The sequence below is a fragment of the Nonomuraea sp. NPDC050227 genome, assembly GCF_044459705.1.
GTDB lineage: Bacteria > Actinomycetota > Actinomycetes > Streptosporangiales > Streptosporangiaceae > Nonomuraea.
Map to the genome: position 1 here is coordinate 177,731 of NZ_JBITJF010000008.1, position 23,971 is coordinate 201,701.

A 23,971-nucleotide genomic window follows, 5' to 3' on the forward strand; every position below is an offset into this window, starting at 1 on the left:
CGCGTGGGCGCTCAACGCGTGGGCGCCCGGCACGCGGGAGTCCGGCACGCAGACGCCCAGCACAGGCGCCCAGCACGCAGACGCCCAGCTCGCGGGCGAGGGGCGGGCGGGGTCAGGGGCGTTTGCGGAGGAGGGCCAGGAACATGGCGTCGGTGCCATGGCGGTGGGGCCAGAACTGCGCGTACGGGCCGTCGCCGAGCCCGTCGACCTCCGGCAGGTAGTCGCGCGCGTCGAGCTGCTCCACGTCACCCCTGCGGCCCATGACGTCGCCGACCACGACGCGCGTCTCGGCCAGGTGCGGCGAGCAGGTCACGTACGCCACCACCCCACCGGGGCGCACGGCGTCGAGGGCCGTGCCGAGGAGCCGCCGTTGCAACGCGCCCAGCTCGGCGATGCTGGCCGGGTCGCGCCGCCACCGGGCCTCCGGACGCCGCCGCAGCGCGCCCAGCCCCGTGCAGGGGGCGTCGAGCATGACCCGGTCGAACACCCCGGGCCGCCAGGCGGGTTCGGTGCCGTCGGCGGTGACGACCGAGGCGGTCCTGGTGGTCTGCCAGACCAGCCGCGCCCGGTGGTACTGCACGTCGGCGGCCAGCACCCGCGCCCCACCGGGGAACGCCACAGGGCCGCCGCCCGCCGCACCGCCGTTACTCGCCGCACCGCCGCCGCTCGCCGCGTCGCCGTCGCCCGGACGGCGCTCGCCGTCGAGGCCCGCGAGGTCGCCGTACGTGGCGACGGCGTCGAGCAGGCCCGCCTTGCCGCCCGGCCCGGCGCACATGTCGAGCCAGAGCTCGTCCTCGCCGTCGAGCGGCACGCGGGTCAGGGCGAGCGCCACGAGCTGGCTGGCTTCGTCCTGGACGGCCGCGCGGGTCTCGGCCACGGCCTCGATCTGCCCGGGGTCGCCCTCACGCAGGTAAGCCGCGTACGGCGAGTAACGGCCGGGATCAGCGCCGGACTCGGCCAGCTCGGCCACCGAGCTGCGCCCCGGCCGGGCGACCAGCGTCACCAGCGGCCGGACGTTGTCGGCGTCGAGCAGGTCGGCCAGCTCCCCGCCGCCGCCCAGCGCGTCGCGGAAGGCCGAGACGATCCACCGGGGATGCCCGTAGGCGACGGCCAGATGGCCGACCGGGTCCTGGTCGGAGTCGGGCGCGACGATGGGGATCCAGTCCTCCAGCTCGCGCGAGCCGATCTTGCGCAGCACCGCGTTGACGAACTTGGCCGCGCCCTGGCCGATGCGCAGGCGTACGAGATCGACGGTGGTGCCGACGGCGGCGTGCGGCGGGACGCGCATGCGCAGGAGCTGGTGGGCCCCCAGCCGCAGGGCGTCGCGCACGGCAGGGTCGGGCGCCCGGTCGCTGCACATCTCGATGATCGCGTCGTAGGTGCCGAGGCCGCGCAGCGTGCCGTAGGCCAGCTCGGTGGCCAGCGCCGCGTCGCGCCCGCGGATGTCGCGCTCGCGCAGCAGGCGCGGCAGGAGCAGGTTGGCGTAGGCGTCGCGCTCGTCGACGGCCCGCAGGAGGTCGAAGGCGGCGTTGCGGGCGTGGTCGCGGGCGGGGCGGCGCGGGCGGTTCGCTCCGCGGGGCCTGGTGCCCGTGGAGCCGGCCGGCGACCGGCGGGGTTCACGCGAAGGCATCGTCACTCGCAAGCCGGACGCCGCGCGCCCACTCGACCGCGCCCATCGCCCGCTTGCCCTGCGGCTGCACCTCGCCCAGCTCGACCGGGTCGGTGGCGGTGCCGACGAGCACGTGGCTCTTCGTGGCCAGGATCCGGCCGGGCGCGAGCCGGTCGGCCTGGACGGCGACCTTGGCGGGGCCGAGCTTCACCCGCTGGCCCCGGAACTCGCTCCACGCCCCCGGGCCGGGGGTGCAGGCGCGGATCAGGCGGTCGACCCGCATGGCGGGCTTGGTCCAGTCGACCCGCGCGTCGGCGACGTTGATCTTGGGCGCGATCGTCACGCCGTCGAGCGGCTGGGGACGGGCCTCCAGCGCGCCGTCCTCGACGCCGTCGAGCGTGGCGGCCAGCAGGCCGGCGCCGGAGACCGACAGGCGTTCGAGGAGGGAGCCGCTGGTGTCGTGGGTCAGGATCTCCTCGGTGACGACGCCGTAGACCGGGCCCGCGTCGAGCTCCTTGACGATCTGGAACGTCGTGGCGCCGGTGATCTCGTCGCCGTGCAGCACCGCGTGCTGGACGGGCGCCGCGCCGCGCCAGGCCGGCAGGACCGAGAAGTGCAGGTTGATCCAGCCGTGGCGGGGCACGTCGAGGGCCGACTGCGGCAACAGCGCGCCGTAGGCCACCACCGGGCAGCAGTCGGGCTCCAGCGCGCGCAGCGTGTCGAGGAAGGCGGGGTCGCCGACCTTGGCCGGGCGCAGCACCTCGATGCCGGCCTCCTCCGCGAGCTCGGCCACCGGCGAGGGGTGGACCTTGCGCCCCCGCCCTGACTGGGCGTCGGGACGGGAGATGACGGCCACGACCTCGTGCCGCGGCGAGTCGATCAGCATGCGCAGCGACGGCAGCGCCGTCTCGGGTGTGCCCGCGAAGACCAGCCGCATCGTCAGAGCGCCCTTCCGCCGGTGGCGTGCGGCGACATCTTGATCACGGGGGCGGACAGGCCGCTCCACTCGGCCTCGCGGATCGCCTTCATGGCCAGCTTGCGCTGTTTGGGGTCCATGCGGTCGATGAACAGGATGCCGTCGAGGTGGTCGGTCTCGTGCTGGAAGCAGCGGGCCATCAGGTCGGTGCCCTCCAGCGTGACCGGCTCGCCGTGCATGTCGAAGCCCTTGGCCACGGCGCGGACGGCGCGCGGCGTCGGGTAGGACAGGCCGGGGAAGGACAGGCAGCCCTCCTCGCCCTCCTCGTCGAGGTCGGCCGACAGGTCGAGGTCGGGGTTGATGAGGTGGCCGAGCTGGTCGTCGACGTAGTAGGTGAACACCCGCAGGCCGACGCCGATCTGCGGGGCCGCCAGGCCCGCGCCCGGGGCGTCCATCATCGTGTCGGTGAGGTCCTTGACCAGCTTGCGGAGCTCCTTGTCGAAGTCGACGACCGGGGCCGCCGGGGTGCGCAGCACCGGATCTCCGAACAGCCGGATCGACTGGATCGCCAAGGGGCTCACTCCTGTTCTCGAACGTGGATCAGCCCAGTTTACCGGCGGTGGGCCGGCGGCCGGTCGTGGCGCAGGGAGCGGGCCTTCATCGCGGCCTTGCGCGCCGCCTTGGCCACCGCCCGGTCGTCGTGGGAGCCGGCGAGCATGTCGAGCACGGCCAGCGTGTCGGGGTGGCCGACCGCGGGCATCTGGCCGACGAGCTTGATCAGGTCTTCGCCCGGCTCGGGCATGTCGAGGCGGCCCGCGGCCGGACCGGACAGGTGCATGAGCGCGGCGAGGTTGTCGACCGCGATCCAGGTGTGGTCCTCGGGGCTGAGCGGCGGGGCCTCCAGGTCGCGGATGTGCAGCCAGGAGGCGGCGTAGCGGCGCATGAGCGGGTGGTCGAGCGCCTGCCGCACGGGCTGCTCGGCCTCGGGGCCCAGCTCCTCCAGGATCGCGCCGACCGCGCCGCGCTGCCCGGCGGTGCCGGAGGCGGCGATCTCGATCAGCTCGCGGGCGGCCGCCTCGGGGGGCCGCCGCTCCAGCCAGCCCGCCACGGCGCTCTGCGTGGCGGTGCCCTTCACCAGCGCCTCGACCAGCTCGGCGGCCGACAGGTCGGCGAAGACCTGCACCTCGGCGGCGGTGGGCGCGTCGTGGCCCTCGCGCAGCAGGTCGCGCCGGACGGCCCAGACCCCGAGCGGGGTGAGCGCCGTGCGCCCGGCCTCGGTCTGCTCCACCAGCCCGCAGTACGCCAGCAGCGAGACCGCCTCCAGCAGCTCGGCCGGCAGCGCGGCGGCCAGCCTGCGCATCTCGACCGGGCCAGGCGCGCAGGCGACCTCGTGCGACTGCAGGATGCCCCTGGCCAGGTTGCCCACAGCGACGCCGGAGCGCACCGAGTAGATCGTGGCCAGCATCTCGGCCAGGTGGTCGTCGACCACGGAGGAGCCGGTCAGGCCCTCGTCGGCGCGGTCGAGGACGTCCATCACCACGCCGTCCCAGAACTCCAGCGTGGCCTCGACGGTGAGCTGCATCGACAGCGGGCCGCGGGAGGCCCGGCCGCCGAGGATGCGCAGCAGGCCGGTGTTGACCGCGACGATCCAGATGAGCCGCAGCCGCGACTCCTGGAGCCCCAGCTCTTCCGCGGCGGCCCTGGCGTCGGACTCGCTCAGCATGCCGTCGGCGCCCACCTCGCGGCTGCCCGTCCAGGCGGTCAGGCGGATGGCGTCGGCGACGAGCGGCACCGCGGGCACCGCGCGGGCCAGCTCGGCGTCGCTCGCCAGCAGGACGGGCGGGAAGGTCAGCGCCTCGTGCTCCACGGAGGTCTCCTCAGGTGGCCGTGGAGGCACGGCGGCCTGCTCATCGATCAGCTTGCGCAGCTCGGCGAGGTCGAAGACATTGTTTGCCACCCAGGAAACTTACTGCACAGCAGTCACAAGGACGTACTCAACGGATGGCCCGGGAGCGCGCCTTGAACGCCGCCTTGCGCGCCGCCTTGGCCACCGTGTCGTCGGGGATGGAGCGTCCGAGCAGCTCCAGAACCTCGACGACGTCGGGGTGGTCGACCCGCCACATCTCCTCGATCAGATGGGCCGGCGGACCGGACGCCGCCATGTTCTCGGCGAAGATCTCCGGATCCTCCCGCGCGGCGGGCATCGCCAGGGCGAGCATGTCGACGCTGACCCAGAGCAGCTCGTCCTGGGTGAGCGGCGGCGCGCCGAGACCACGTGCGGCCAGCCAGTGTATGACGTGCGGGCGCAACTCCTGGTCGTCGAGGTGGTCGCGCACCTGCGGCTCGGCCTCGGCGCCCAGCCGGTCGACGATGGTGATCGCGATGCCGCGGGCCACGGCGGGCGCGCCGGAGGCGGCGGTCAGCAGCTCGGCCGCGGCCTCGCCCGGCGCGCGGCCGGACAGCCAGCGGGAGATGTCCTGCTCGGCCAGCTCGGCCGGCAGCCCTTCGAGCAGCCCCTCGATGAGGCCGCGCGCGTCGGCCTCGCCCAGGTCGGGGGCGACCGGGGCGTCGAGTCCGAGCGAGAGGTAGTGCTCGCGCAGCCCCCAGACCGCCAGCGGCGTCAGCTCGGCCGCCTCGCCGTCGAGGCGGACCATGCCCCACCCGGCCAGCCGGTCGAGCGCCCCGGCCACGTCGATGCCGCCCTCGCCCGAGACCTCCTCCAGGTAGTCGGCGACGACCTGGAGCGGCACCGGCGTCTGGAGGCGGTAGAGCATGTCGAACAGGTCGTAGAGGCCCTCGTCGAGCTCGGCGTGGCCGGTGATCTCGCCGCCGGTGTCGTCCTCCAGCAGCCGGGCCACGGTCTGGGCCCAGGCGTCCAGCGGCTCGCCGTCGCCCGGTGGGGGGCCGCCGGCCAGCTTCGGAACGGTCCGCAGCGCCTCGGTCAGCTCCTCCTCCGAGGCCAGCCGGACGGCGGGCAGCGGGGTGCAGCCCGGACAGTCGCACGGCGCCTCGCCCAGGTCGGGCAGCTCCCCGGACGGGATCGGCACCGCCTGTTCGAGCGATTCGGGCCCGATCGAGCTGAACAGGCTCTTGGCCATGCCGAAGTTGGCCGGGTCGGCCAGCGCCTCGGGCATGCGGGGGCCGATGTCGTCGAGCCGGGCACGCATTCCGGCCACGGTGGCCGGGCTGGCGTGACCGGCCTCGCCGAGGTAGTCCACCAGCGTGCGGGCGGCCGCCACGGTCTCGGGCGCGCTCTCGGGCGGCGCGATGACCTTGCGCGGGTAGATGGACAGCAGCAGCTCGTCGAAGGTCTCCGGCGTGAAGTCGCGCAGTTCGTTGACGTTGAGATAGTCGCTGGCGTAGTCGCAGAGCAGGCGGACCTCGTCCGCGTCCACTTCGACTTCCCGCGCGCGCCCCCATGCGCGCAGGTCGTCGATGGCCTGGTTCACCCATTCGATCGACACAGGGGCACGCTAACGGCTGACCAACAGATGAGCGAATCGGGGAAACGGTCTAAATCAGGTCGAGTGGGTCGACACTCACCCTCACGACATCTGGTGTCTTACGCGCCGCACGCACCCCACTGGCCCCCTTGAGCGCGGCCGACAACGCCGCCCCGCCGCCGCGCCGTACCCGGATCATGGCCCGTTCCAGGCCAGACTCGTCGACCGGGACCGGGCCCAGCACCTGGGCGTCCGGCGGGAGGCGCACCTCGTCGAGCATCTGCCGGACGGCGCTCGCCGAACCCGTCAGCGTCGCCATCCGCACGGCGGGCGGGAACCCGAGCTCGGCCCGGTCGCCCAGTTCGCGCTCGGCGTGCGTGATCGGGTCCCACCGCAGCAGCGCCTGCACGGACGGCAGCCCGGCGTCCCCGAGCACCACCAGCTCGGCGGAGGGCCGCAGCAGCGCGGCGGCGTTCATCCACCGGCGCAGCGTCTCCTCCCCCGCCCGCAGGTCGGCCCGGCCGAGCAGCGCCCATCCGTCGAGCAGCACGGCCGCCGCGTAGCCGCCCTCGGCCACCGGCTCGGCGCCGGGCGTGGCGACCACGAGGGCGCGCGTGGCGGGCACGCCGGCCAGCACGCCGTCGCGGCCCGAGGTGCGCACCTGCACCGACGGAAAGGCCCGCCCCAGCTCTTCGGCGGTGCGCCGGGCCCCGGTGACGACCGCCCGCAACCGGGGGCTGCCGCAGGACGGGCACCGCCAGTCGGCGTCCACCCGGCCGCACCAGCGGCAGTAGGGGGCGGCGTGCCCGGCTCTGAGCGCGAGCGGCCCGTGGCACAGCGACTCGCCGCTCCCGTGGCCTTCCGGCGTCCCGCCCGTCGCGTCCGTGGCGGTGCTCAGGGCTCCGGCGTCCGGCTCCGCCTCGCCGAGAGCCGCCGTCTGCCGGCCGCCGGGGACCGGCGCGGCCAGGTGCGGGGCGATCCTGGTGGGCGGCAGGACGCAGCGCGCCGGGGCGCGGCAGTGCCGGCAGGCCAGCGCCGGCAGGTAACCGCGCCTGGGCACCTGGACCAGCACCGGCCCGCTCTCCAGCCCCTGGCGCAGCGCCCGCCAGGCCAGGCTGGGCAGCCTCGCCTGCCGGGCCGCCTGGTCCTTGGCCAGCTCGGCGTCCTCACCGGCGGGACGCACCCGCGGGGCCAGGCTCCTGATCGTCGTGCGGGCGGCCACGATCGGCCTCGCCCAGCGCGCGGCGATGAGCTGGGTGGCCTCGGCCGTGCGCGCGTAGCCGCCGATCAGCATGGCCGCGCCCGTCCGGTGGGCGCGCAGGCCGAGGACCTCCCTGGCGTGGGGGTAGGGGGCCAGGCGTTCGGCGTGCAGGTCGTCGCCGTCGTCCCAGATGGCCACCAGGCCGAGCTCGGCGACGGGGGCGAACATGGCGGCCCGGGTGCCCACGACGGCGCGCACCTGGCCTCTGAGGACCTTCAGCCATCGCCTGTACCGCTCGGCGGGTCCGAGGTCGGCCGTGAGCGCCACATGCCTGCTGGGGCCGAGCAGCCGCTCGAACTCGGCGTCCGCCAGCGCGACGTCCTTGCCGTCGGGCACCACGAGGACCGCTCCGCGCCCGCCGTCGAGGGTGGCGAGCACCGCCTCCGCCATGGCTCCGGCCCATCCCGTGGCGCCGGGCAGCGCGGACCACACGGCGCGGGGGGCGCGGCCGTGGCGCAGGGCGTCCAGGAAGGAGGGGCCGGTCGGGTAGGCGTCCCAGGCGCTCTTGCGGCCCTCTGCCGCCCGTTCGGGGGTGTCCGTCCCGTTCATGTGCTCCGGACGTGCCGCCGTCCGTCCGCGCGCCGGGGCCTCCGCCGGTCGGGCCGCGACCCGGCGCGGGGTGCCGTCCTGCTCGGCCCGCCCGTCCATCGGGGCCGCCGGCTCCAGCCCCCGTCCCGAGAAGGACGAGCCCCCCACGTCTCGCGCTTGCCCGATCGCGGCAGGCGCACCCGAGGCGACCTGTGCGACCGCGACGGCGGCAGATTCGTTCCCGGTGGCCCGGACGATGTCGGGAACCCCGCTCCCGGCAGCTCGGGCCGCGGCAGGAGCCCCAGGCTCAGCCGCCTGGACCGCGACGGGAGACGCACTCGCGGCGGCTCGGGCCACGGCCGGGGAAGCGCACTGCGCCGCCTCCCCGGAGGGGACGGCCGCCGGGACCAGATCGGCGGGGGGCGGGTCTGCTGGAGGCGGGACCTCCGCCTCGGCCTTGGCGTGGCGCGGTGGGATGGCCAGGCGCAGGACGTCGGTGAGGGTGCCCGCGTAACGGTCGGCCACCGCGCGGGCCAGACCGGCGATCTCCGGCGTGAGCACCTGCTCGGGCGAGACCACCCGTTCGAGCGGGGTCAGCTTGCCCTCATGGTCGCTCTCGTCCACCCGCTCCATCACGAACGCGTCGATCAGCTTGCCCGCGAACCGCACCCGCACCCGCACCCCCGGCCGGGCCGCCTCGTGCATGGCGGCGGGCACCAGGTAGTCGAAGGGCCGGTCGAGGTGCGGCAGCGGGCTGTCCACGACCACCCGCGCGACGGGCCGCTCGGGCGCCGCGACCACCGCCCCCTTGGTGTCCTTGGACGACGCAGGAGGCCGCACGGCGTCGAGCGGCAGGAGGGCGTCGTCGGAGTGGGTCACGCACTAACGTCTACCAGACCCCGCGCCCCGCCATCCCCACACCACCGGCGCACACCCCCGCACCGCCCCCGCCGGCCACCCACTCCCCCACCAGCCCGAACAGCGCAGAAGAGCACACAGGACGCGACAAGCACGCAGACCCGCGCCCACCGCCAAATCCGATCAGGAACGCCCCCGCGAAGACGGACGAACCCGCCCGCACCGAAGAAACGCAGCCCCCGCCAGAAGCCGCCTCACCCGCGCCTCACACCGAGCACAGCCGTCGCCCACCGAACACGGCCGACGAGCCCCCGACGCCCACCGACCGCCGCCGCCGAAGCCGCCGTCCAGGAAACCAGCCCGAGATCGTCACCGGGCCGCAGGCGCGGCAGAAGAGAGCGTCAGCCCAGCAGCCACCCGCGAGCCCGCCGCCCCAAGAGATCAGCAGCCACCAGCGAACCCGCCGCCCCTCAAAAGATCAGCAGCCACCGGCGAGCTGCGGCCTTCAAGAGACCAGGCGAACGCCCGCACCGAACCACCCCAGCCGACGACAAGTGCCGCACCCAGCCCTCAAAAGGGCCGAATGCGGCACCTGCACGAAACCAGAAACCGAGTAGGTCAGAGACCCGCAGCCGTCCGAAGGGCCTCGGCGCGGTCGGTGGACTCCCAGGAGAAGCCCTCACGGCCGAAGTGCCCGTAGGCGGCGGTCTCGGAGTAGATCGGGCGCAGCAGGTCGAGGTCGCGGATGATCGCGGCCGGACGCAGGTCGAAGACGCGCAGCACGGCCGCCTGGATCTGCTCCACCGGCAGCTTCTCGGTGCCGAAGCACTCCACGAACAGGCCCACCGGCTGCGCCTTGCCGATCGCGTACGCGACCTGCACCTCGCACCGGTCGGCCAGCCCGGCCGCGACGACGTTCTTGGCCACCCAGCGCATCGCGTAGGCCGCCGAGCGGTCGACCTTGGACGGGTCCTTGCCCGAGAACGCGCCACCGCCGTGGCGGGCCATGCCGCCGTAGGTGTCGATGATGATCTTGCGGCCGGTCAGGCCGGCGTCGCCCATCGGGCCGCCGATCTCGAAGCGGCCGGTCGGGTTGACCAGCAGCCGGTAGCCCTCGGTCTCGATCTCCAGACCGTCGAGCACGGGGTCGACCACGTGCTCCTTGATGTCGGGGGCGAGCATCTCCTTGAGGTCGATCTCGGCCGCGTGCTGGGTGGAGACGACCACGGTGTCGAGGCGGACGGGCTTGTCGCCGTCGTACTCGATGGTGACCTGGGTCTTGCCGTCGGGGCGCAGGTAGGGAACCTTGCCGGTCTTGCGGACCTCGGACAGGCGCTGGGCGAGCCGGTGCGCGAGCGTGATCGGCAGCGGCATCAGCTCCGGCGTCTCGCGGCAGGCGTAGCCGAACATCAGGCCCTGGTCGCCGGCGCCCTGGCGGTCGAGCTCGTCGGCGTCGCCGCCCACGCGGTGCTCGTAGGCGTCGTCGACACCCTGGGCGATGTCGGGCGACTGCGCGCCGATGGACACCGACACGCCGCAGGAGGCGCCGTCGAAGCCCTTGTGGGAAGCGTCGTAGCCGATCTCCAGGATCTTCTCCCGGATGACGCCGGGGATGTCGACGTAGGTCTCGGTCGTGACCTCGCCTGCGACATGGACCTGGCCGGTAGTGATCAGCGTCTCGACGGCGACCCGGCTCTTGGGGTCGTCCTTGAGCATGGCGTCGAGAATCGCGTCACTGATCTGGTCGGCGATCTTGTCCGGGTGGCCTTCGGTGACCGACTCGGAGGTGAACAGGCGACGTGACAACTCAGTGGCTCCTCATGCAGCGGCTGCTGACGGATGTTGGGCCCGGGACGGAAGAACACGCCAGGGCCTCGCCGAAGTCTAGCCCCACCCGGCGTCCGGTCGCGAAACCGTCCCGTGTCCGTGTCCGGTCACATGTCCGGCATGTGTCCGGACCTGTGACCGGTCACAGGTCGGGAAGGGGATCCGGCGGCAGCGTCTCCGGCGCGAAGACCTCGGCGTCGGCGGCGGACACCACCGCCGCGTACTCCTCGTCGAACTCGAACACGGTGGTGCCGAGCTCGATGAACGGGCCGGGCAGGATCGGGCCGAGCCTGGTGTGCCGCGGGTACGTGGCGAACACCGCGACCGGCCGGTCGCTCCTGAGGGTCCTGGTGGTGAGCACCGAGACGGACGAATCGGTGACGACGATGAGGAAGTGGCCCGTTCCCGTCGGCCCCACGGACAACGCGGGGAAGACGTAACGGATACCTCCCTGGTCCTCCAGCAATCTCCTGCAACGTTCCCTGACAGCGGAACCCACCGGCATTCCGTCCCCCTTTGCCCCCAAGTATCGGTAGGCGTCCGGGGTGCCGCAACTGGCGATCAGGTAATCGTTCTTGCGCGAAAACCGCGCGTCAGGACAGACGGGGCGCGACCAGGTCCCAGACGGCGTCGGCGACGTCGTCCTTGGGGCCGCGCGGCACCTCGACCGGCTCGCCGCCGGCGACGAGGACGGTGGCGGCGTTGTCGGGCGTGCCGAACGCCAGCCCCTCCCCCACCTGGTTGACGACCAGCAGGTCGCAGCCCTTCCTGGCCAGCTTGGCCTGCCCGTTGGCGAGCACGTCGTCGGTCTCGGCCGCGAACCCGACGATCACACGCGGACCTGCGCCGCCCTCGCGCCGCAGCCGGCCCAGCTCGGCCAGGATGTCGGGGTTCTTCGTCAGGTGGATGGGATCGGGCTCGCCGTCGGTCTTCTTGATCTTCGTCTCGTGCCGGGACGCCGGGCGGAAGTCGGCCACCGCGGCCGCCATGACGACGGCGTCGGCCTTCTCGGTGGCGGCCAGCACCGCCTCGCGCAGCTCGGCCGTGGACCCCACCCGCACCACGGCGGCCCCCGCGGGATCGGGGAGGGCGACGTTGGCCGCCACGAGGGTCACCTCCGCGCCACGCGCGACCGCCGTGCGGGCCAGGGCGTACCCCTGCAGGCCGGACGAGCGGTTGCCGATGTAGCGGACCGGGTCGATCGCCTCGCGGGTGCCCCCGGCGGAGATCACCACCTTGCGCCCGGCCAGGTCGCGTGGCCTGCCGCGCAGCACGCGCAGGCAGACCTGGAAGATCTCGGCGGGGTCGGGCAGGCGGCCGGGGCCGGTGTCGGCGCCGGTGAGGCGCCCCACGGCCGGGTCGATGACGACGGCCCCGCGCTCGCGCAGGGTCGCGACGTTGGCGCGGGTGGCCGGATGTTGCCACATCTCGGTGTGCATGGCCGGGGCGAACACGACCGGGCAGCGCGCCGTCAGCAGCGTGTTGGTCAGCAGGTCGTCGGCGAGCCCGTGGGCCGCCTTGGCCAGGGTGTTGGCGGTCGCCGGCGCCACCACGACGAGATCGGCGCGCTGGCCGATGCGGACGTGGGGCACCTCGTGAACGTCGTCCCAGACGTCGGCGGTCACGGGGTTGCCCGACAGGGCGGCCCACGTGGGCTCGCCCACGAAACGCAGGACCTCGCGGGTCGGCACGACCCGCACCTCGTGACCTGACTCGGTGAACAGCCGCAGCAGCTCACATGCCTTGTACGCGGCGATGCCGCCGCTGACGCCGAGGACGACCTTCATCGAAGGGGTCAGACCGCGCCTTCGATGGGCTCGGCGTTGAGCAGGCCCTCGGAGACCTCGCGCAGCGCGATGGACAGCGGCTTCTCCTGAGCATGCGTCTCGACCAGCGGCCCGACGTATTCCAGCAGGCCCTCGCCGAGCTGGGAGTAGTAGGCGTTGATCTGGCGGGCGCGCTTGGCACCCATGATCACCAGGGAGTACTTGCTGTCGACGATGTCGAGCAGCGCGTCGATCGGCGGGTTGGTGATGCCCTCCGCGGCCGGGGTGGTGCCTGCCACGATTGTCAGACCTCTCGGTTGATGGTGGTGGTGACCCCCTGAGGGTCAGTCATCAAGGCTATCAGCCGGTGGCACACTTCTTGGACACTCGTGTTCACCAGCGTGAGGTCGAACTCCGATTCGGCCGCCATCTCGACCCGGCCGGCCTTGAGCCGGCGCTCGATGACGTCCTCCGGCTCGGTGCCGCGGCCGCGCAGCCGCTTCTCCAGCTCCTCCCACGTCGGGGGGGCCAGGAAGACCAGCAGGGCGTCGGGCATGGTGGTGCGCACCTGCCTGGCGCCTTCCAGATCGATCTCCAGGACGGTCGGCACGCCCTGGGCGAGCTTGTCCAGCACCGGCTCGCGCGGGGTGCCGTAGCGGTTGCCCGCGAACTCGGCCCACTCCAGCAGCTCGCCGGCCTCGACGAGCCGGTCGAACTCCTCGCCGTCGACGAAGAAGTAGTGGACCCCGTTGACCTCGCCGGGACGGGGCCTCCTGGTGGTCACCGAGACCGACAGCCACACCTCGGGGTGTGCCCGCCGGAGCTCGGCGACGACCGTGGACTTGCCGACGCCCGACGGCCCTGACAGGACCGTCAGACGCCTCCTGCTCAGGGGGAGGAAGCCGACCTTCGCTCCCGATCCGACTGCCTCGTGGGCCCTTGCTTCGCCGGACCAGGACCTGTCGGTCACTTCCTACCCCCCGTTGAACCTGCGCTTTCTTGTGGAACAGAGATTAGCTCTCGTTGCCACCGAACTCGCGCTCGAGGGAAGCCCTCTGGTTCGCGCCGAGACCCCGCACGCGGCGGGACTCGGCGATGGCAAGCCGCTCCATGAGCTGCTTGGCGCGGACCTTGCCCACGCCGGGGAGCGATTCCAACAGGGCCGACACCTTCATCTTGCCGATGACGTCGTCGGTCTGCCCATCCTTGAGCACCTCAGCCAGAGAAACCGCGCCATGCTTGAGCCGGTTCTTGACCTCGGCACGCTCTTTACGGGCCTTGGCAGCCTTCTCAAGGGCTGCGGCGCGCTGCTCAGGGGTCAGGGGAGGAAGAGCCACGCCGGGTCACCTCGAATTTCTGTCGATGTACTCGGACGGGAAGGGAAACTAGCTGGTCATCGCCCCCTAAGCAACGTCAAGAGCGGTTTCTCTCCTCACAAAATCCACTTCATCACTGTCCGTGAGCGTAAAATTACACACTGCTGATCAAATCGCCCTCACTTCCCGCTTCGCGCGTCCGCTCCGGACGGCGTCCCGGAGCAGGGCGAAGATCGCCCGCGCGGCACCGGACGATGTCCGAAACCAGGGCCGGACCTGGACCGAAACCAGAATCAGGAAGGGTGCGCGAACGCCCTGCGGATGCATTACGATCTTGTGAAGCGAGGGCTGTGCGAACGGTCCGGCGACACCTGCCGCCATGCCCCGCGCCCGCACGGAGAACACCCCCTCCGCGCACGCGACGATCGTGCCCCCGCCTCCCGCGGACAAGCACACCTCGCGGCACGCCAGAAGCGCGCCTCCGCGCGCCGCAAAGAGCCCTGCCCTGCCCTCGCGAGGCCACACCCGAGCCGGGAGCCGCCGCCGGGGGGTCGGAGGCGGGTGCCCGAGGCCGGGGCCCGCCTGAGCCGGGAGCCGGCGCGGCGGGTGGGAGGCGGGTGGCCGGGGGCGGGGCCTCGGCCGGGGTTCAGGAGGCGGTCGTGCGGCGCAGTGAGGCGGCGATGGCGGCGGCCGCCGCGCCCGGGTCCGCCGCGCCCGTTATCGGACGTCCGATGACCAGCAGGTCGGCGCCGTCGGCCAGCGCCTGCTCGGGCGTCGCCACGCGCACCTGGTCCTGGACGTCGGCCCCCTGAGGGCGCACGCCCGGCGTGATGAGGGTGATGCCGGGCCCCACCTCGGCCCGCACCGCCGCGACCTCGTTGGGCGAGCACACCAGCGCCGTGGCCCCGGCCTCGACCGACAGGGCGGCCAGGCGGCGCACGGCTTCGTCGGCCGGTCCGGCCAGGCCCATGCGGTCGAGGTCGGACTCGTCCAGCGAGGTGAGGATCGTCACAGCGGCGATCTTGGTCTGCGGGGCGGCCTCGACCGCGGCCCGGATCATGGCGGCCCCGCCGGCCGCGTGCACGGTCAGGATGGCCGGACGCAGGCGGGCGACGGCCTTGGCGGCGCCCGCGACGGTGTTGGGGATGTCGTGCAGCTTGAGGTCGAGGAAGATCTGGACGCCGCTGGCGCCGCGCACGGAGGCGATCACGTCGGGGCCGTAGCGCAGGTACAGCTCCAGGCCCACCTTGATGGTGCTGACGTGCGGCGTCACCAGGCTCGCCCACCTGGCGGCGGTCTCCAGGTCGGGGGCGTCGAGGGCGACGGCGATGGGTGCGGGCGTCAAGGGGAGCTCTCCTCGGAGTCGACTAGAAGGTGCCGGGGAGCGCTCCCCGGCGGCCGGTGGGCCAGGCCGACGGCGTCGGCGAGGCGTTGGAAGCCGCGTGCCCGCAGCAGGTCCTCCAGCTCGCGCTCGATGCGCAGGCACGCGTAGGGGTCGTGGAACAGCGCGGTGCCCACCCCGACCAGGCAGGCGCCCGCCAGGATGAGCTGGAAGGCGTCCCGGCCGGTCATCACGCCGCCCATGCCGATCAGCGGCACCCCGGGCAGGGCCGCGTGCACCTGCCACACGCACCGGACGGCCAGGGGCAGGATGGCGGGCCCCGACAGCCCTCCGGTGACGGCGGCCAGCGACGGGCGCAGCGCCTCGGTGTCGATGGCCATGCCGAGCGGGTTGTTGATCATGGACAGGGCGTCCGCCCCGGCGTCCACGCAGGCGCGCGCGACCGAGACGATGTCGGCCACGTCGGGCGCGAGCTTGGCCACCACGGGGACGTCGTAGCGCATGATGGAGCGCACCGAGGCGATCACCTCGGCCGCGGCGCTGCCCTCGCGCGCGAAGACACGCCCCCTGTCCTCCATGTTCGGGCAAGAAAGGTTGACCTCCAGCGCGGTCACCCCGGGCGCGTCGGCGAGCCTGCGGGCCAGCTCGGAGTACTCGGCGACGGTGCCGCCGCCGATCGAGACGATGGTCTTGATGCCGCGCTGGGCCAGCCAGGGCAGCTCGCGCTCCAGGAACGCCTCGATGCCCGGCCCCTGGAGCCCGACGGCGTTGAGCATGCCGGAGGGCGTCTCGGCCATGCGCGGGGTCGGCCGGCCCGCCCGGGGGGCCATGGTGATGGACCGGGTGGTCAGCGCGCCGAGCCGGTGGAGGTCGAAGAACTGGGCGAGCTCGCGTCCGGAGCCCGCGCAGCCGGCGGCCGTGGTGACGGGGTTCGCCAGCTCGACGTGCGCCAGAAACGTACGCATATCAACTGACATGTCGTGCACCGCCTCCGGGGGCGCCGAGCGCGTCGAACGGGATCGTTCCCACGTCCTCGAAGCGCACCCGCTCCCCCCGGAACACCGGTCCCTCCGCGCACGCGCGGACCATCCTGGTCGCGCCGTCGTCGCCGATGACGGGGATGACGCACGTCATGCACACCCCGATGCCGCAGGCCATCTGCTCCTCGACGGCCACCTGCACGGGGATGTCGAACTCCATCGCCACCGCCGTCACCGCCCGCAGCGCCGGCATGGGCGCGCAGGCGTAGACGGCGTCGGCCCGGGTGTCGGCGATCACCGAGGGCAGCGCGTCGGTGACCTTGCCGCGCAGGCCGAGCGAGCCGTCCTCGGTGGTCAGGGTCGTCGTCTCGGCGATGCGGCGGGCCCGCATGGCGCCGAAGACGCGGTCGGCCCCGGCGCCGCCGAGCACGAAGTCGACCCGGCAGCCGCGCGCCAGCAGCGCGTCGGCCAGCGGGAACAGCACGGCAGAGCCGTACTCGGCGCCGACCAGCACGCAGTTGACCGGGTCGCGCGGCAGCGGGAAGGGCCGGCCGAGCGGCCCCACCAGGTCGAGCGTGTCGCGGGCGCGCCGCTCGGCCAGCCAGGACGTGCCCGGCCCGGCGACGGTGAAGACGAGCTCGACCGTGCCGCCGTAGTCGGACTTGACGTCATGGATGGACAGCGCGCGGCGCGTCACCATCGACGTGTGGGCCCCGCCGACCGCCACGGAGACGAAGTGGCCGGGGCGGTAACGCTCGGCGATGCCGGGCGCCACCACCGTCAGCGCATGGTAGGCGTCGACCCGGCGCGTCGTCAGCACCGTGCCCGTCACCTGCACAGGTGTGCCGGCCAGTCGTCTTCACCTCCCGCGCGGGTCAGCCGCGTAGTGCCTGTGCGTGCTCCTGGAGTGACCGCACGCCGACGTCGCCGCGGACGATCGCCTGGATCCCGGCCGCCGCCGCGGCCAGCCCCGCGACGGTGGTGATGCACGGGATGCCGCGCAGCACCGCCGCGGTGCGGATCTCGTAGCCGTCCAGGCGCGGCCCGGACTGACCGGGGCTGCCGAACGGCGTGTTGACGATCAGGTCCACCTCGCCGTCGAGAATCGCCTGCACGCTCGTAGGCTCACCTCCGGGCCCGGTCCCCTCGCTGTGCTTTCGCACGATCTTGGCATGGACACCGTTGCGGCGCAGCACCTCGGCCGTGCCCTCGGTGGCGAGGATCTCGAAGCCGAGGTCGGCCAGTGCCTTCACAGGGAAGATCATCGCACGCTTGTCCCTGTTGGCCACGGACACGAACGCGCGTCCCTTGGTCGGAAGTTCGCCGTAGGCCCCGGCCTGGGACTTGGCGAACGCCACGCCGAAGAACGCGTCGATGCCCATGACCTCGCCCGTGGAGCGCATCTCGGGCCCGAGCACGGTGTCGACGCCCCGGAAGCGGTTAAAGGGCAGCACGGCCTCCTTGACCGCGATGGACGCCTCCAGCGGCAGCGTGCCGCCGTCGCCGGTGGCCGGCAGCATGCCCTCCGCGCGCAGCGAGGCGATCGAGGAGCCGAGCATCACCCGGGCCGCCGCCTTGGCCAGCGGCGTGGCCGTCGCCTTGGACACGAACGGCACGGTACGGCTGGCCCGCGGGTTGGCCTCCAGGACGTACAGGACGCCGGCCGACATGGCGTACTGGACGTTCAGGAGCCCGCGCACGCCCACCCCGGCGGCGATGGCCTCGGTGGCGGCGCGGATGCGCTTGACGTCGTGGCTGCCCAGCGTGAGCGGCGGCAGCGCGCAGGCCGAGTCGCCGGAGTGGATGCCGGCCTCCTCGATGTGCTCCATGACGCCGCCGAGGAACAGCTCCTGGCCGTCGTAGAGCGCGTCGACGTCGATCTCGATGGCCTCGTCGAGGAACTTGTCCACTAGGACCGGGTGGCCGCCCTCCTGGGCCGCCATGTACGTCGTCAGCGTCTCGTCGTCGTAGACGATGGCCATGCCGGCCCCGCCGAGCACGTACGAGGGCCGCACGAGCACCGGGTAGCCGATCTCCCCGGCGATCTCCAGCGCCTCGGGCACCGTCAGCGCGGTGCCGTGCTTGGGCGCGGGCAGCCCGGCCTCGGCCAGCACCCGCCCGAACGCGCCGCGCTCCTCGGCCAGGTGGATCGACTCGGGCGAGGTGCCGACCACGGGCACGCCCGCGTCCTTGAGCGCCTGCGCCAGGCCGAGCGGCGTCTGGCCGCCGAGCTGCACGATCACGCCCACGACCGGGCCGGTCTGCTGCTCGGCGTGCACGACCTCCAGGACGTCCTCCAGCGTGAGCGGCTCGAAGTAGAGCCGGTCGGAGGTGTCGTAGTCGGTCGAGACGGTCTCGGGGTTGCAGTTGACCATGACGGTCTCGAACCCGGCCCGCGACAGCTCGAAGGAGGCGTGCACGCACGCGTAGTCGAACTCGATGCCCTGCCCGATGCGGTTGGGCCCGGAGCCGAGGATGATGACCTTCTCCCGCTCGCCGGAGGGGACCTCGGTCTCCTCGTCGTAGGTGGAGTACAGGTACGGCGTCCTGGCGGCGAACTCGGCGGCGCAGGTGTCGACGGTGTTGTAGACCGGCCGCACGCCGAGCGCGTGGCGCAGGCCGCGCACGTGGGCCTCCTCGACGCCGCGGATCTCGGCGATCTGCGCGTCGGAGAAGCCGTGGTGCTTGGCGCGGGTCAGCGCGGCGGCGGTGAGCTCGGGCGCGGCGGCGATCTCCTGGGCCTCCTCCTCCAGCAGGAGGAGCTGGTCGAGGAACCAGGGGTCGACGCTGGTGGCCTCGAACAGCTCGGCCGCGGTCGCGCCCGCGCGCACGGCCTGCTGCATCGTGCGCAGCCGCCCGTCGTGCGGGGTGCGGCAGGCCGCCAGCAGCTCGTCCTTGTCCTGGACGGGCCCCGCCCAGGTGAAGGCGGAGTCCTTCTTCTCCAGCGAGCGCAGCGCCTTCTGCAGCGCCTCGGTGAAGGAGCGGCCGATGGCCATGGCCTCGCCGACGGACTTCATGTGCGTGGTCAGCGTGCGGTCGGCCCCGCGGAACTTCTCGAAGGCGAAGCGCGGCACCTTGACCACGATGTAGTCGAGGGTCGGCTCGAAGGAGGCCGGGGTCTCCTTGGTGATGTCGTTGGGGATCTCGTCGAGGGTGTAGCCGATGGCCAGCTTGGCGGCGATCTTGGCGATCGGGAAGCCGGTGGCCTTGGAGGCCAGGGCGCTGGAGCGGGAGACGCGCGGGTTCATCTCGATGACGATCATGCGCCCGGTGCGCGGGTCGACGGCGAACTGGATGTTGCAGCCGCCGGTGTCCACGCCGACCTCGCGGATGACCGCGATGGCCACGTCGCGCATGTTCTGGTACTCGCGGTCGGTCAGGGTCAGCGCGGGCGCGACGGTGACGCTGTCGCCGGTGTGCACGCCCATCGGGTCGATGTTCTCGATGGAGCACACGATGACGACGTTGTCCGCCTTGTCGCGCATGACCTCCAGCTCGTACTCCTTCCAGCCGAGGATGGACTCCTCCAGGAGCACCTCGGTGGTCGGCGAGGCGTCGAGGCCGGCGCCGGCGATGCGGCGCAGGTCGTCCTCGCCGTAGGCGAAGCCGGAGCCGACGCCGCCCATGGTGAAGCTGGGCCGTACGACCAGCGGGTAGCCCAGCTCGCCGGCGGCGGCCAGGCAGTCCTCCATGGTGTGGCAGATGACCGATTTGGCCGACTCGGCGTTCAGCCCGTGCTCGCGGGCGACCTTGGCGACGATCTCCTTGAACTTCTCGCGGTTCTCGCCCGCCTGGATCGCGTCGAAGTCGGCGCCGATCAGCTCGACCTCGTACTTCTCCAGCACGCCCGACTCGTGCAGCGCGACCGCGGTGTTCAGCGCGGTCTGGCCGCCCAGGGTGGGCAGCAGCGCGTCGGGGCGCTCCTTGGCGATGATCTTCTCGACGTACTCGGGGGTGATCGGCTCGACGTACGTGGCGTCGGCGAACTCGGGGTCCGTCATGATCGTGGCCGGGTTGCTGTTGACCAGGATGACGCGGAAGCCCTCGGCCCGCAGCACGCGGCAGGCCTGCGTGCCCGAGTAGTCGAACTCGCACGCCTGGCCGATCACGATCGGGCCGGAGCCGATCACCAGGACCGACCGGATGTCCTCACGCTTGGGCACGGCTCATGACCTCACAGAACTCGTCGAAGAGATAAGCGGCGTCGTGCGGCCCCGCGGCGGCCTCGGGGTGGTACTGGACGCTGAAGGCGCGCCCGTCGAGCAGGCGCAGGCCCTCCACGCACCGGTCGTTGAGGTTGACGTGGCTGACCTCGGCCGGGCCGTAGGGCGTCTCGAACGGCTCGCCGATCGGCGCCTCGACGGCGAACCCGTGGTTGTGGGCCGAGATCTCGACCTTGCCGGTGCGCACGTCCTGGACCGGCTGGTTGACGCCGCGGTGGCCGTAGCGCAGCTTGTACGTGGACAGCCCGAGCGCCCGGCCGAACAGCTGGTTGCCGAAGCAGATGCCGAAGAACGGCACCCCGGCCTCAAGGACGCCGCGCAGCGCCGACACGTCGGCGGTGGCGGGGTCGCCGGGGCCGTTGGAGAAGAACACGCCGTCGGGCTCGACCGCCATGATCTGCTCGTACGTGGCCGTGGCGGGCAGCACGTGCACCTCGCAGCCGCGCTCGGCCATGCGGTGCGGGGTCATGCCCTTGATGCCGAGGTCGACGGCGGCGACCGTGAAGCGCCTCTCGCCCACGGCGGGCACGACGTAGGGCTCGGCCGTGGCCACCTCGGCGGCCAGGTCGGCGCCCTCCATGGCGGGCGCGCGCCGCACCCGCTCGACGAGCTCCTCGACCGTCGCGGAGGGGGCCGAGAAGATGCCGGCCCGCATCGCGCCGCGCTCGCGCAGGTGGCGGGTCAGGGCGCGGGTGCCGGTGATGGCGATGCCGACGACGCCCTGCTGCTTGAGGTAGTCGTCGAGCGAGCGGTCGGCCCGCCAGTTGGAGACGATCCTGGACGGCTCGCGCACGACGTACCCGGCGACCCAGACGCGGCCCGACTCGGGGTCTTCGTCGTTGACGCCGGTGTTGCCGATGTGCGGGGCCGTCATGGCGACGATCTGCCGGTGGTAGGAGGGGTCGGTGAGGGTCTCCTGGTAGCCGGTCATGCCGGTGTTGAAGACCATCTCGCCGAACGTCTCGCCTTCGGCGCCGTAAGGAGTTCCGTGGAAGACGCGGCCGTCTTCCAGGACGAGCACCGCGGTGTTCAAACCAGCTTCCCTTCGAGAACGGTCGGCGTGCCGCGCAGGAACGTGGCGACCACCCGGCCGGGCAACGTCATCCCCTCGTACGGGGTGTTCCTGCTCTTGGAGGCGTAGGCGGAGGGGTCCACCTCGGTGCGGGCCGACGGGTCGTACAGCGTGATGTTGGCCGGCGCGCCCGGCTCCAGCGGACGGCCGTGGCCGGACAGGCGGCCGATGCGGGCGGGGGTGATCGACATGCGCTCGGCGACCCCGGCCCAGTCGAGCAGCCCGGTCTCGACCATGGCCTCCTGGACGACGCTCAGCGCGGTCTCCAGGCCGATCATGCCCATGGCCGCGGCCGGCCACTCGGTCTCCTTGTCCTCGACCGGGTGCGGGGCGTGGTCGGTGGCGACGACGTCGATCGTGCCGTCGGCCAGCGCGGCGCGCAGCGCCTGGACGTCGGCGTGCGTGCGCAGCGGCGGGTTGACCTTGTAGATCGGGTTGTAGGCACCGACCGGGGACTCCTCGACGAGGTCGTCGGTGAGGAGCAGGTGGTGAGGGGTGACCTCGGCGGTGATGTTCCAGCCCTTGGACTTGGCCCAGCGGATGATCTCGACCGAGCCGGCGGTGGAGACGTGGCAGACGTGCAGGCGGGAGCCGACGTGCGCGGCCAGCAGGCAGTCGCGGGCGATGACCGCCTCCTCGGCCACGGCCGGCCAGCCGGTCAGGCCGAGCCTGCCGGAGACGACGCCCTCGTTCATCTGGGCGCCCTCGGTGAGCCTGGGCTCCTGGGCGTGCTGGGCGACGACGCCGTCGAACGCCTTGACGTACTCCAGGGCGCGGCGCATCAGCACGGCGTCGCTGACGCACTTGCCGTCGTCGGAGAAGACCCGGACCCGGGCCGCCGAGTCGGCCATCGCGCCGAGCTCGGCGAGCTGCCTGCCCTCCAGGCCGACGGTCACCGCGCCGACCGGCTGCACGTCGCAGTGGCCGAACTCGTGGCCGAGCCGCCACACCTGCTCGACCACGCCGGCGGTGTCGGCGACGGGCGAGGTGTTGGCCATGGCGTGCACGGCGGTGTAGCCGCCGCGGGCCGCGGACTGGGTGCCGGTCTGGACGGTCTCGGCGTCCTCGCGGCCGGGCTCGCGCAGGTGGGTGTGCAGGTCGACCAGGCCGGGCAGCGCGATCGCGCCGCCGCCGTCGACGGTCTCGCCGCCGGGGCCGGCGTCGAGGCCGGCGCCGATCTCGGCGATGCGCCCGTCGGCGATCCGCAGGTCCACCGGCTCGCCGCCGAGGATCCTGACATTCTTGATGATCACTGGATCTCTCCCCCGAGCAGCAGGTACAGGACGGCCATGCGGATGGTCACGCCGTTGGCGACCTGCTCCACGATGGTGGAGCGCGGTGAGTCGGCCACCTCGGCGGCGATCTCCATGCCCCGGTTCATCGGCCCGGGGTGCATGACGATGGCCTCGTCCGGCATCTTGGCGAAGCGGTCGCGGTCGAGGCCGTAGCGGCGGGAGTACTCGCGCTCGCTGGGGAAGTAGGCGGCGTTCATCCGCTCCTTCTGCACCCGCAGCATCATGACCGCGTCGGACTTGGGCAGCACGGCGTCGAAGTCGTAGGACACCTCGCACGGCCAGGTGCCGACCGAGACGGGCAGCAGCGTGGGCGGCGCGACGAGGGTGACCTCGGCCCCGAGCGTGTTGAGCAGCAGCACGTTGGAGCGGGCGACCCGGCTGTGCAGCACGTCGCCGACGATGGTGACCCGGCGGCCGTCGAGCCCACCGAGGCGGCGGCGCATCGAGAAGGCGTCGAGCAGCGCCTGCGTGGGGTGCTCGTGGGTGCCGTCGCCGGCGTTGACGACGCTGCCGCGCACCCAGCCGGCCAGCCGGTGCGGCGCGCCGGAGGAGCCGTGGCGGATGACGACGGCGTCGGCGCCCATGGCCTCCAGGGTGAGCGCGGTGTCCTTGAGCGACTCGCCCTTGGAGACGCTCGACCCCTTGGCCGAGAAGTTGATGACGTCGGCCGAGAGCCGCTTGGCCGCCGCCTCGAAGGAGATCCTGGTGCGGGTGGAGTCCTCGAAGAACAGGTTGACCACCGTGCGGCCGCGCAGCGTGGGCAGCTTCTTGATGGATCGTTCCGAGACCCTGGCCAGCTCCTCGGCGGTGTCGAGGATGAGCAGCGCGTCGTCCTTGGTCAGGTCGCCCGCCGAGATGAGGTGCCGGTTCACCTGTCGTCCTCCTTCATGAGCAGGACGGCGTCGCGGCCGTCGATCTCGGAGAGGTAGACCTTGACCTTCTCGCTCTTGGCGGTGGGCAGGTTCTTGCCCACGTAGTCGGCCCGGATGGGCAGCTCGCGATGGCCGCGGTCGACCAGCGTGGCGAGCTGCACGGCGGTCGGGCGGCCGAGGTCGTTGAGCGCGTCGAGCGCGGCGCGGACGGTGCGGCCGGAGTAGAGCACGTCGTCGACGAGGACGACCACCTTGCCGTCGATGCCGTCGGGCGGCAGCTCGGTGCGCCCGAGCGGGCGGACGGGGCCGCGGCGCAGGTCGTCGCGGTACATGGTGATGTCGATCGAGCCGACGGGGATCTTGAGCCCTTCGAACTGCTCGACGCGGTCGCCGAGCCGGCGGGCGAGCGTGGCGCCGCGGGTCGGGATGCCGAGGAGGACTACGTCACCGGCGCCCTTGGTGCGTTCGAGGATCTCGTGCGCGATTCGGGTCAGCGCCCGGTGGATGTCCGGGCCTTCGAGCACGGCCCTGGAATCGGACATGGAGGGATCTCACCACCTTTCCCGCCTCACGGGACGGGTCTTAAAAGGGTGTTGGTCGGGACACACAGTACCAGGGGCTACCTGGTACAACGTGAGCGCCCCGCCCTGCCGTCCGGGTGTG

At 72.8% G+C, this 23,971-nt stretch carries 20 protein-coding genes; all 20 read right to left on the reverse strand.

The window, feature by feature from the left end; all coding sequences use genetic code 11:
* Positions 1-112: 112 nt before the first annotated feature.
* Positions 113-1,630, reverse strand: a complete 1,518-nt coding sequence (locus ACIBK9_RS29815; protein ID WP_397162173.1) for an RsmB/NOP family class I SAM-dependent RNA methyltransferase — start codon at positions 1,628-1,630, stop codon at positions 113-115.
* Positions 1,617-2,546, reverse strand: coding sequence for a methionyl-tRNA formyltransferase (fmt, locus tag ACIBK9_RS29820; RefSeq protein WP_397162174.1), 930 nt, complete (start codon positions 2,544-2,546; stop codon positions 1,617-1,619). The genes ACIBK9_RS29815 and fmt overlap by 14 nt, the downstream gene beginning before the upstream one ends.
* Before the next feature lie 2 nt (positions 2,547-2,548).
* Positions 2,549-3,097: a peptide deformylase gene (gene def, locus ACIBK9_RS29825; RefSeq protein ID WP_358293995.1), complete on the reverse strand. Its 549-nt coding sequence runs from the start codon at positions 3,095-3,097 to the stop codon at positions 2,549-2,551.
* 38 nt (positions 3,098-3,135) lie between these two features.
* Positions 3,136-4,482, reverse strand: a complete 1,347-nt coding sequence (locus ACIBK9_RS29830; RefSeq protein WP_397162175.1) for a hypothetical protein — start codon at positions 4,480-4,482, stop codon at positions 3,136-3,138.
* Between the two features lie 37 nt (positions 4,483-4,519).
* On the reverse strand, positions 4,520-5,989 hold the full coding sequence (locus ACIBK9_RS29835; protein WP_397162176.1) for a hypothetical protein: 1,470 nt from the start codon (positions 5,987-5,989) through the stop codon (positions 4,520-4,522).
* A gap of 49 nt (positions 5,990-6,038) precedes the next feature.
* Complete coding sequence (locus ACIBK9_RS29840; protein ID WP_397162177.1) at positions 6,039-8,636, reverse strand: primosomal protein N'; 2,598 nt, start codon at positions 8,634-8,636, stop codon at positions 6,039-6,041.
* A 597-nt stretch (positions 8,637-9,233) separates the two neighbouring features.
* On the reverse strand, positions 9,234-10,421 hold the full coding sequence (gene metK, locus ACIBK9_RS29845; protein WP_352322591.1) for a methionine adenosyltransferase: 1,188 nt from the start codon (positions 10,419-10,421) through the stop codon (positions 9,234-9,236).
* A 163-nt stretch (positions 10,422-10,584) separates the two neighbouring features.
* On the reverse strand, positions 10,585-10,908 hold the full coding sequence (locus ACIBK9_RS29850; RefSeq protein ID WP_358294002.1) for a hypothetical protein: 324 nt from the start codon (positions 10,906-10,908) through the stop codon (positions 10,585-10,587).
* 127 nt (positions 10,909-11,035) lie between these two features.
* Positions 11,036-12,229, reverse strand: a complete 1,194-nt coding sequence (gene coaBC, locus ACIBK9_RS29855) for a bifunctional phosphopantothenoylcysteine decarboxylase/phosphopantothenate--cysteine ligase CoaBC (protein ID WP_352353182.1) — start codon at positions 12,227-12,229, stop codon at positions 11,036-11,038.
* A gap of 8 nt (positions 12,230-12,237) precedes the next feature.
* Positions 12,238-12,507 carry a DNA-directed RNA polymerase subunit omega gene (gene rpoZ / locus ACIBK9_RS29860; RefSeq protein ID WP_043638590.1) on the reverse strand — a complete coding sequence of 90 codons (270 nt, stop codon included), beginning with the start codon at positions 12,505-12,507 and terminating at the stop codon, positions 12,238-12,240.
* A 5-nt stretch (positions 12,508-12,512) separates the two neighbouring features.
* Entirely contained in the window at positions 12,513-13,100 is a 588-nt protein-coding gene (gene gmk / locus ACIBK9_RS29865; protein ID WP_358294299.1) for a guanylate kinase, read from the reverse strand.
* Positions 13,101-13,221: 121 nt separating this feature from the next.
* Positions 13,222-13,545, reverse strand: a complete 324-nt coding sequence (gene mihF / locus ACIBK9_RS29870; protein WP_020541698.1) for an integration host factor, actinobacterial type — start codon at positions 13,543-13,545, stop codon at positions 13,222-13,224.
* 625 nt (positions 13,546-14,170) lie between these two features.
* Positions 14,171-14,869 (reverse strand): orotidine-5'-phosphate decarboxylase, encoded by a 699-nt coding sequence (gene pyrF / locus ACIBK9_RS29875; protein ID WP_358294005.1) that lies wholly within the window; start codon positions 14,867-14,869, stop codon positions 14,171-14,173.
* Positions 14,866-15,843, reverse strand: a complete 978-nt coding sequence (locus ACIBK9_RS29880) for a dihydroorotate dehydrogenase (RefSeq protein WP_352353184.1) — start codon at positions 15,841-15,843, stop codon at positions 14,866-14,868. Before ACIBK9_RS29880 ends, pyrF begins: the two co-directional genes overlap by 4 nt.
* Positions 15,833-16,684, reverse strand: a complete 852-nt coding sequence (locus ACIBK9_RS29885; protein WP_397162178.1) for a dihydroorotate dehydrogenase electron transfer subunit — start codon at positions 16,682-16,684, stop codon at positions 15,833-15,835. The genes ACIBK9_RS29880 and ACIBK9_RS29885 overlap by 11 nt, the downstream gene beginning before the upstream one ends.
* Positions 16,685-16,721: 37 nt before the next feature.
* Positions 16,722-20,009 carry a carbamoyl-phosphate synthase large subunit gene (carB, locus tag ACIBK9_RS29890; RefSeq protein ID WP_352322597.1) on the reverse strand — a complete coding sequence of 1,096 codons (3,288 nt, stop codon included), beginning with the start codon at positions 20,007-20,009 and terminating at the stop codon, positions 16,722-16,724.
* A complete protein-coding gene (carA, locus tag ACIBK9_RS29895) occupies positions 19,996-21,102 on the reverse strand; it encodes a glutamine-hydrolyzing carbamoyl-phosphate synthase small subunit (RefSeq protein ID WP_397162179.1) in 1,107 nt (368 codons plus the stop codon). The genes carB and carA overlap by 14 nt, the downstream gene beginning before the upstream one ends.
* Positions 21,099-22,394: a dihydroorotase gene (locus ACIBK9_RS29900; RefSeq protein WP_397162180.1), complete on the reverse strand. Its 1,296-nt coding sequence runs from the start codon at positions 22,392-22,394 to the stop codon at positions 21,099-21,101. The genes carA and ACIBK9_RS29900 overlap by 4 nt, the downstream gene beginning before the upstream one ends.
* Positions 22,391-23,308, reverse strand: a complete 918-nt coding sequence (locus ACIBK9_RS29905; RefSeq protein ID WP_352353188.1) for an aspartate carbamoyltransferase catalytic subunit — start codon at positions 23,306-23,308, stop codon at positions 22,391-22,393. Before ACIBK9_RS29905 ends, ACIBK9_RS29900 begins: the two co-directional genes overlap by 4 nt.
* Positions 23,305-23,850, reverse strand: coding sequence for a bifunctional pyr operon transcriptional regulator/uracil phosphoribosyltransferase PyrR (gene pyrR, locus ACIBK9_RS29910; protein WP_352322601.1), 546 nt, complete (start codon positions 23,848-23,850; stop codon positions 23,305-23,307). Before pyrR ends, ACIBK9_RS29905 begins: the two co-directional genes overlap by 4 nt.
* Positions 23,851-23,971 lie beyond the last annotated feature (121 nt).

Coding starts and splice junctions, on each gene's coding strand:
- ACIBK9_RS29815 (WP_397162173.1), bottom strand. CDS start 1,630: ATGCCTTCGCGTGAACCCCGCCGGTCGCCGGCCGGCTCCACGGGCACC.
- coaBC (WP_352353182.1), bottom strand. CDS start 12,229: ATGAAGGTCGTCCTCGGCGTCAGCGGCGGCATCGCCGCGTACAAGGCA.
- fmt (WP_397162174.1), bottom strand. CDS start 2,546: ATGCGGCTGGTCTTCGCGGGCACACCCGAGACGGCGCTGCCGTCGCTG.
- pyrR (WP_352322601.1), bottom strand. CDS start 23,850: ATGTCCGATTCCAGGGCCGTGCTCGAAGGCCCGGACATCCACCGGGCG.
- ACIBK9_RS29880 (WP_352353184.1), bottom strand. CDS start 15,843: ATGTCAGTTGATATGCGTACGTTTCTGGCGCACGTCGAGCTGGCGAAC.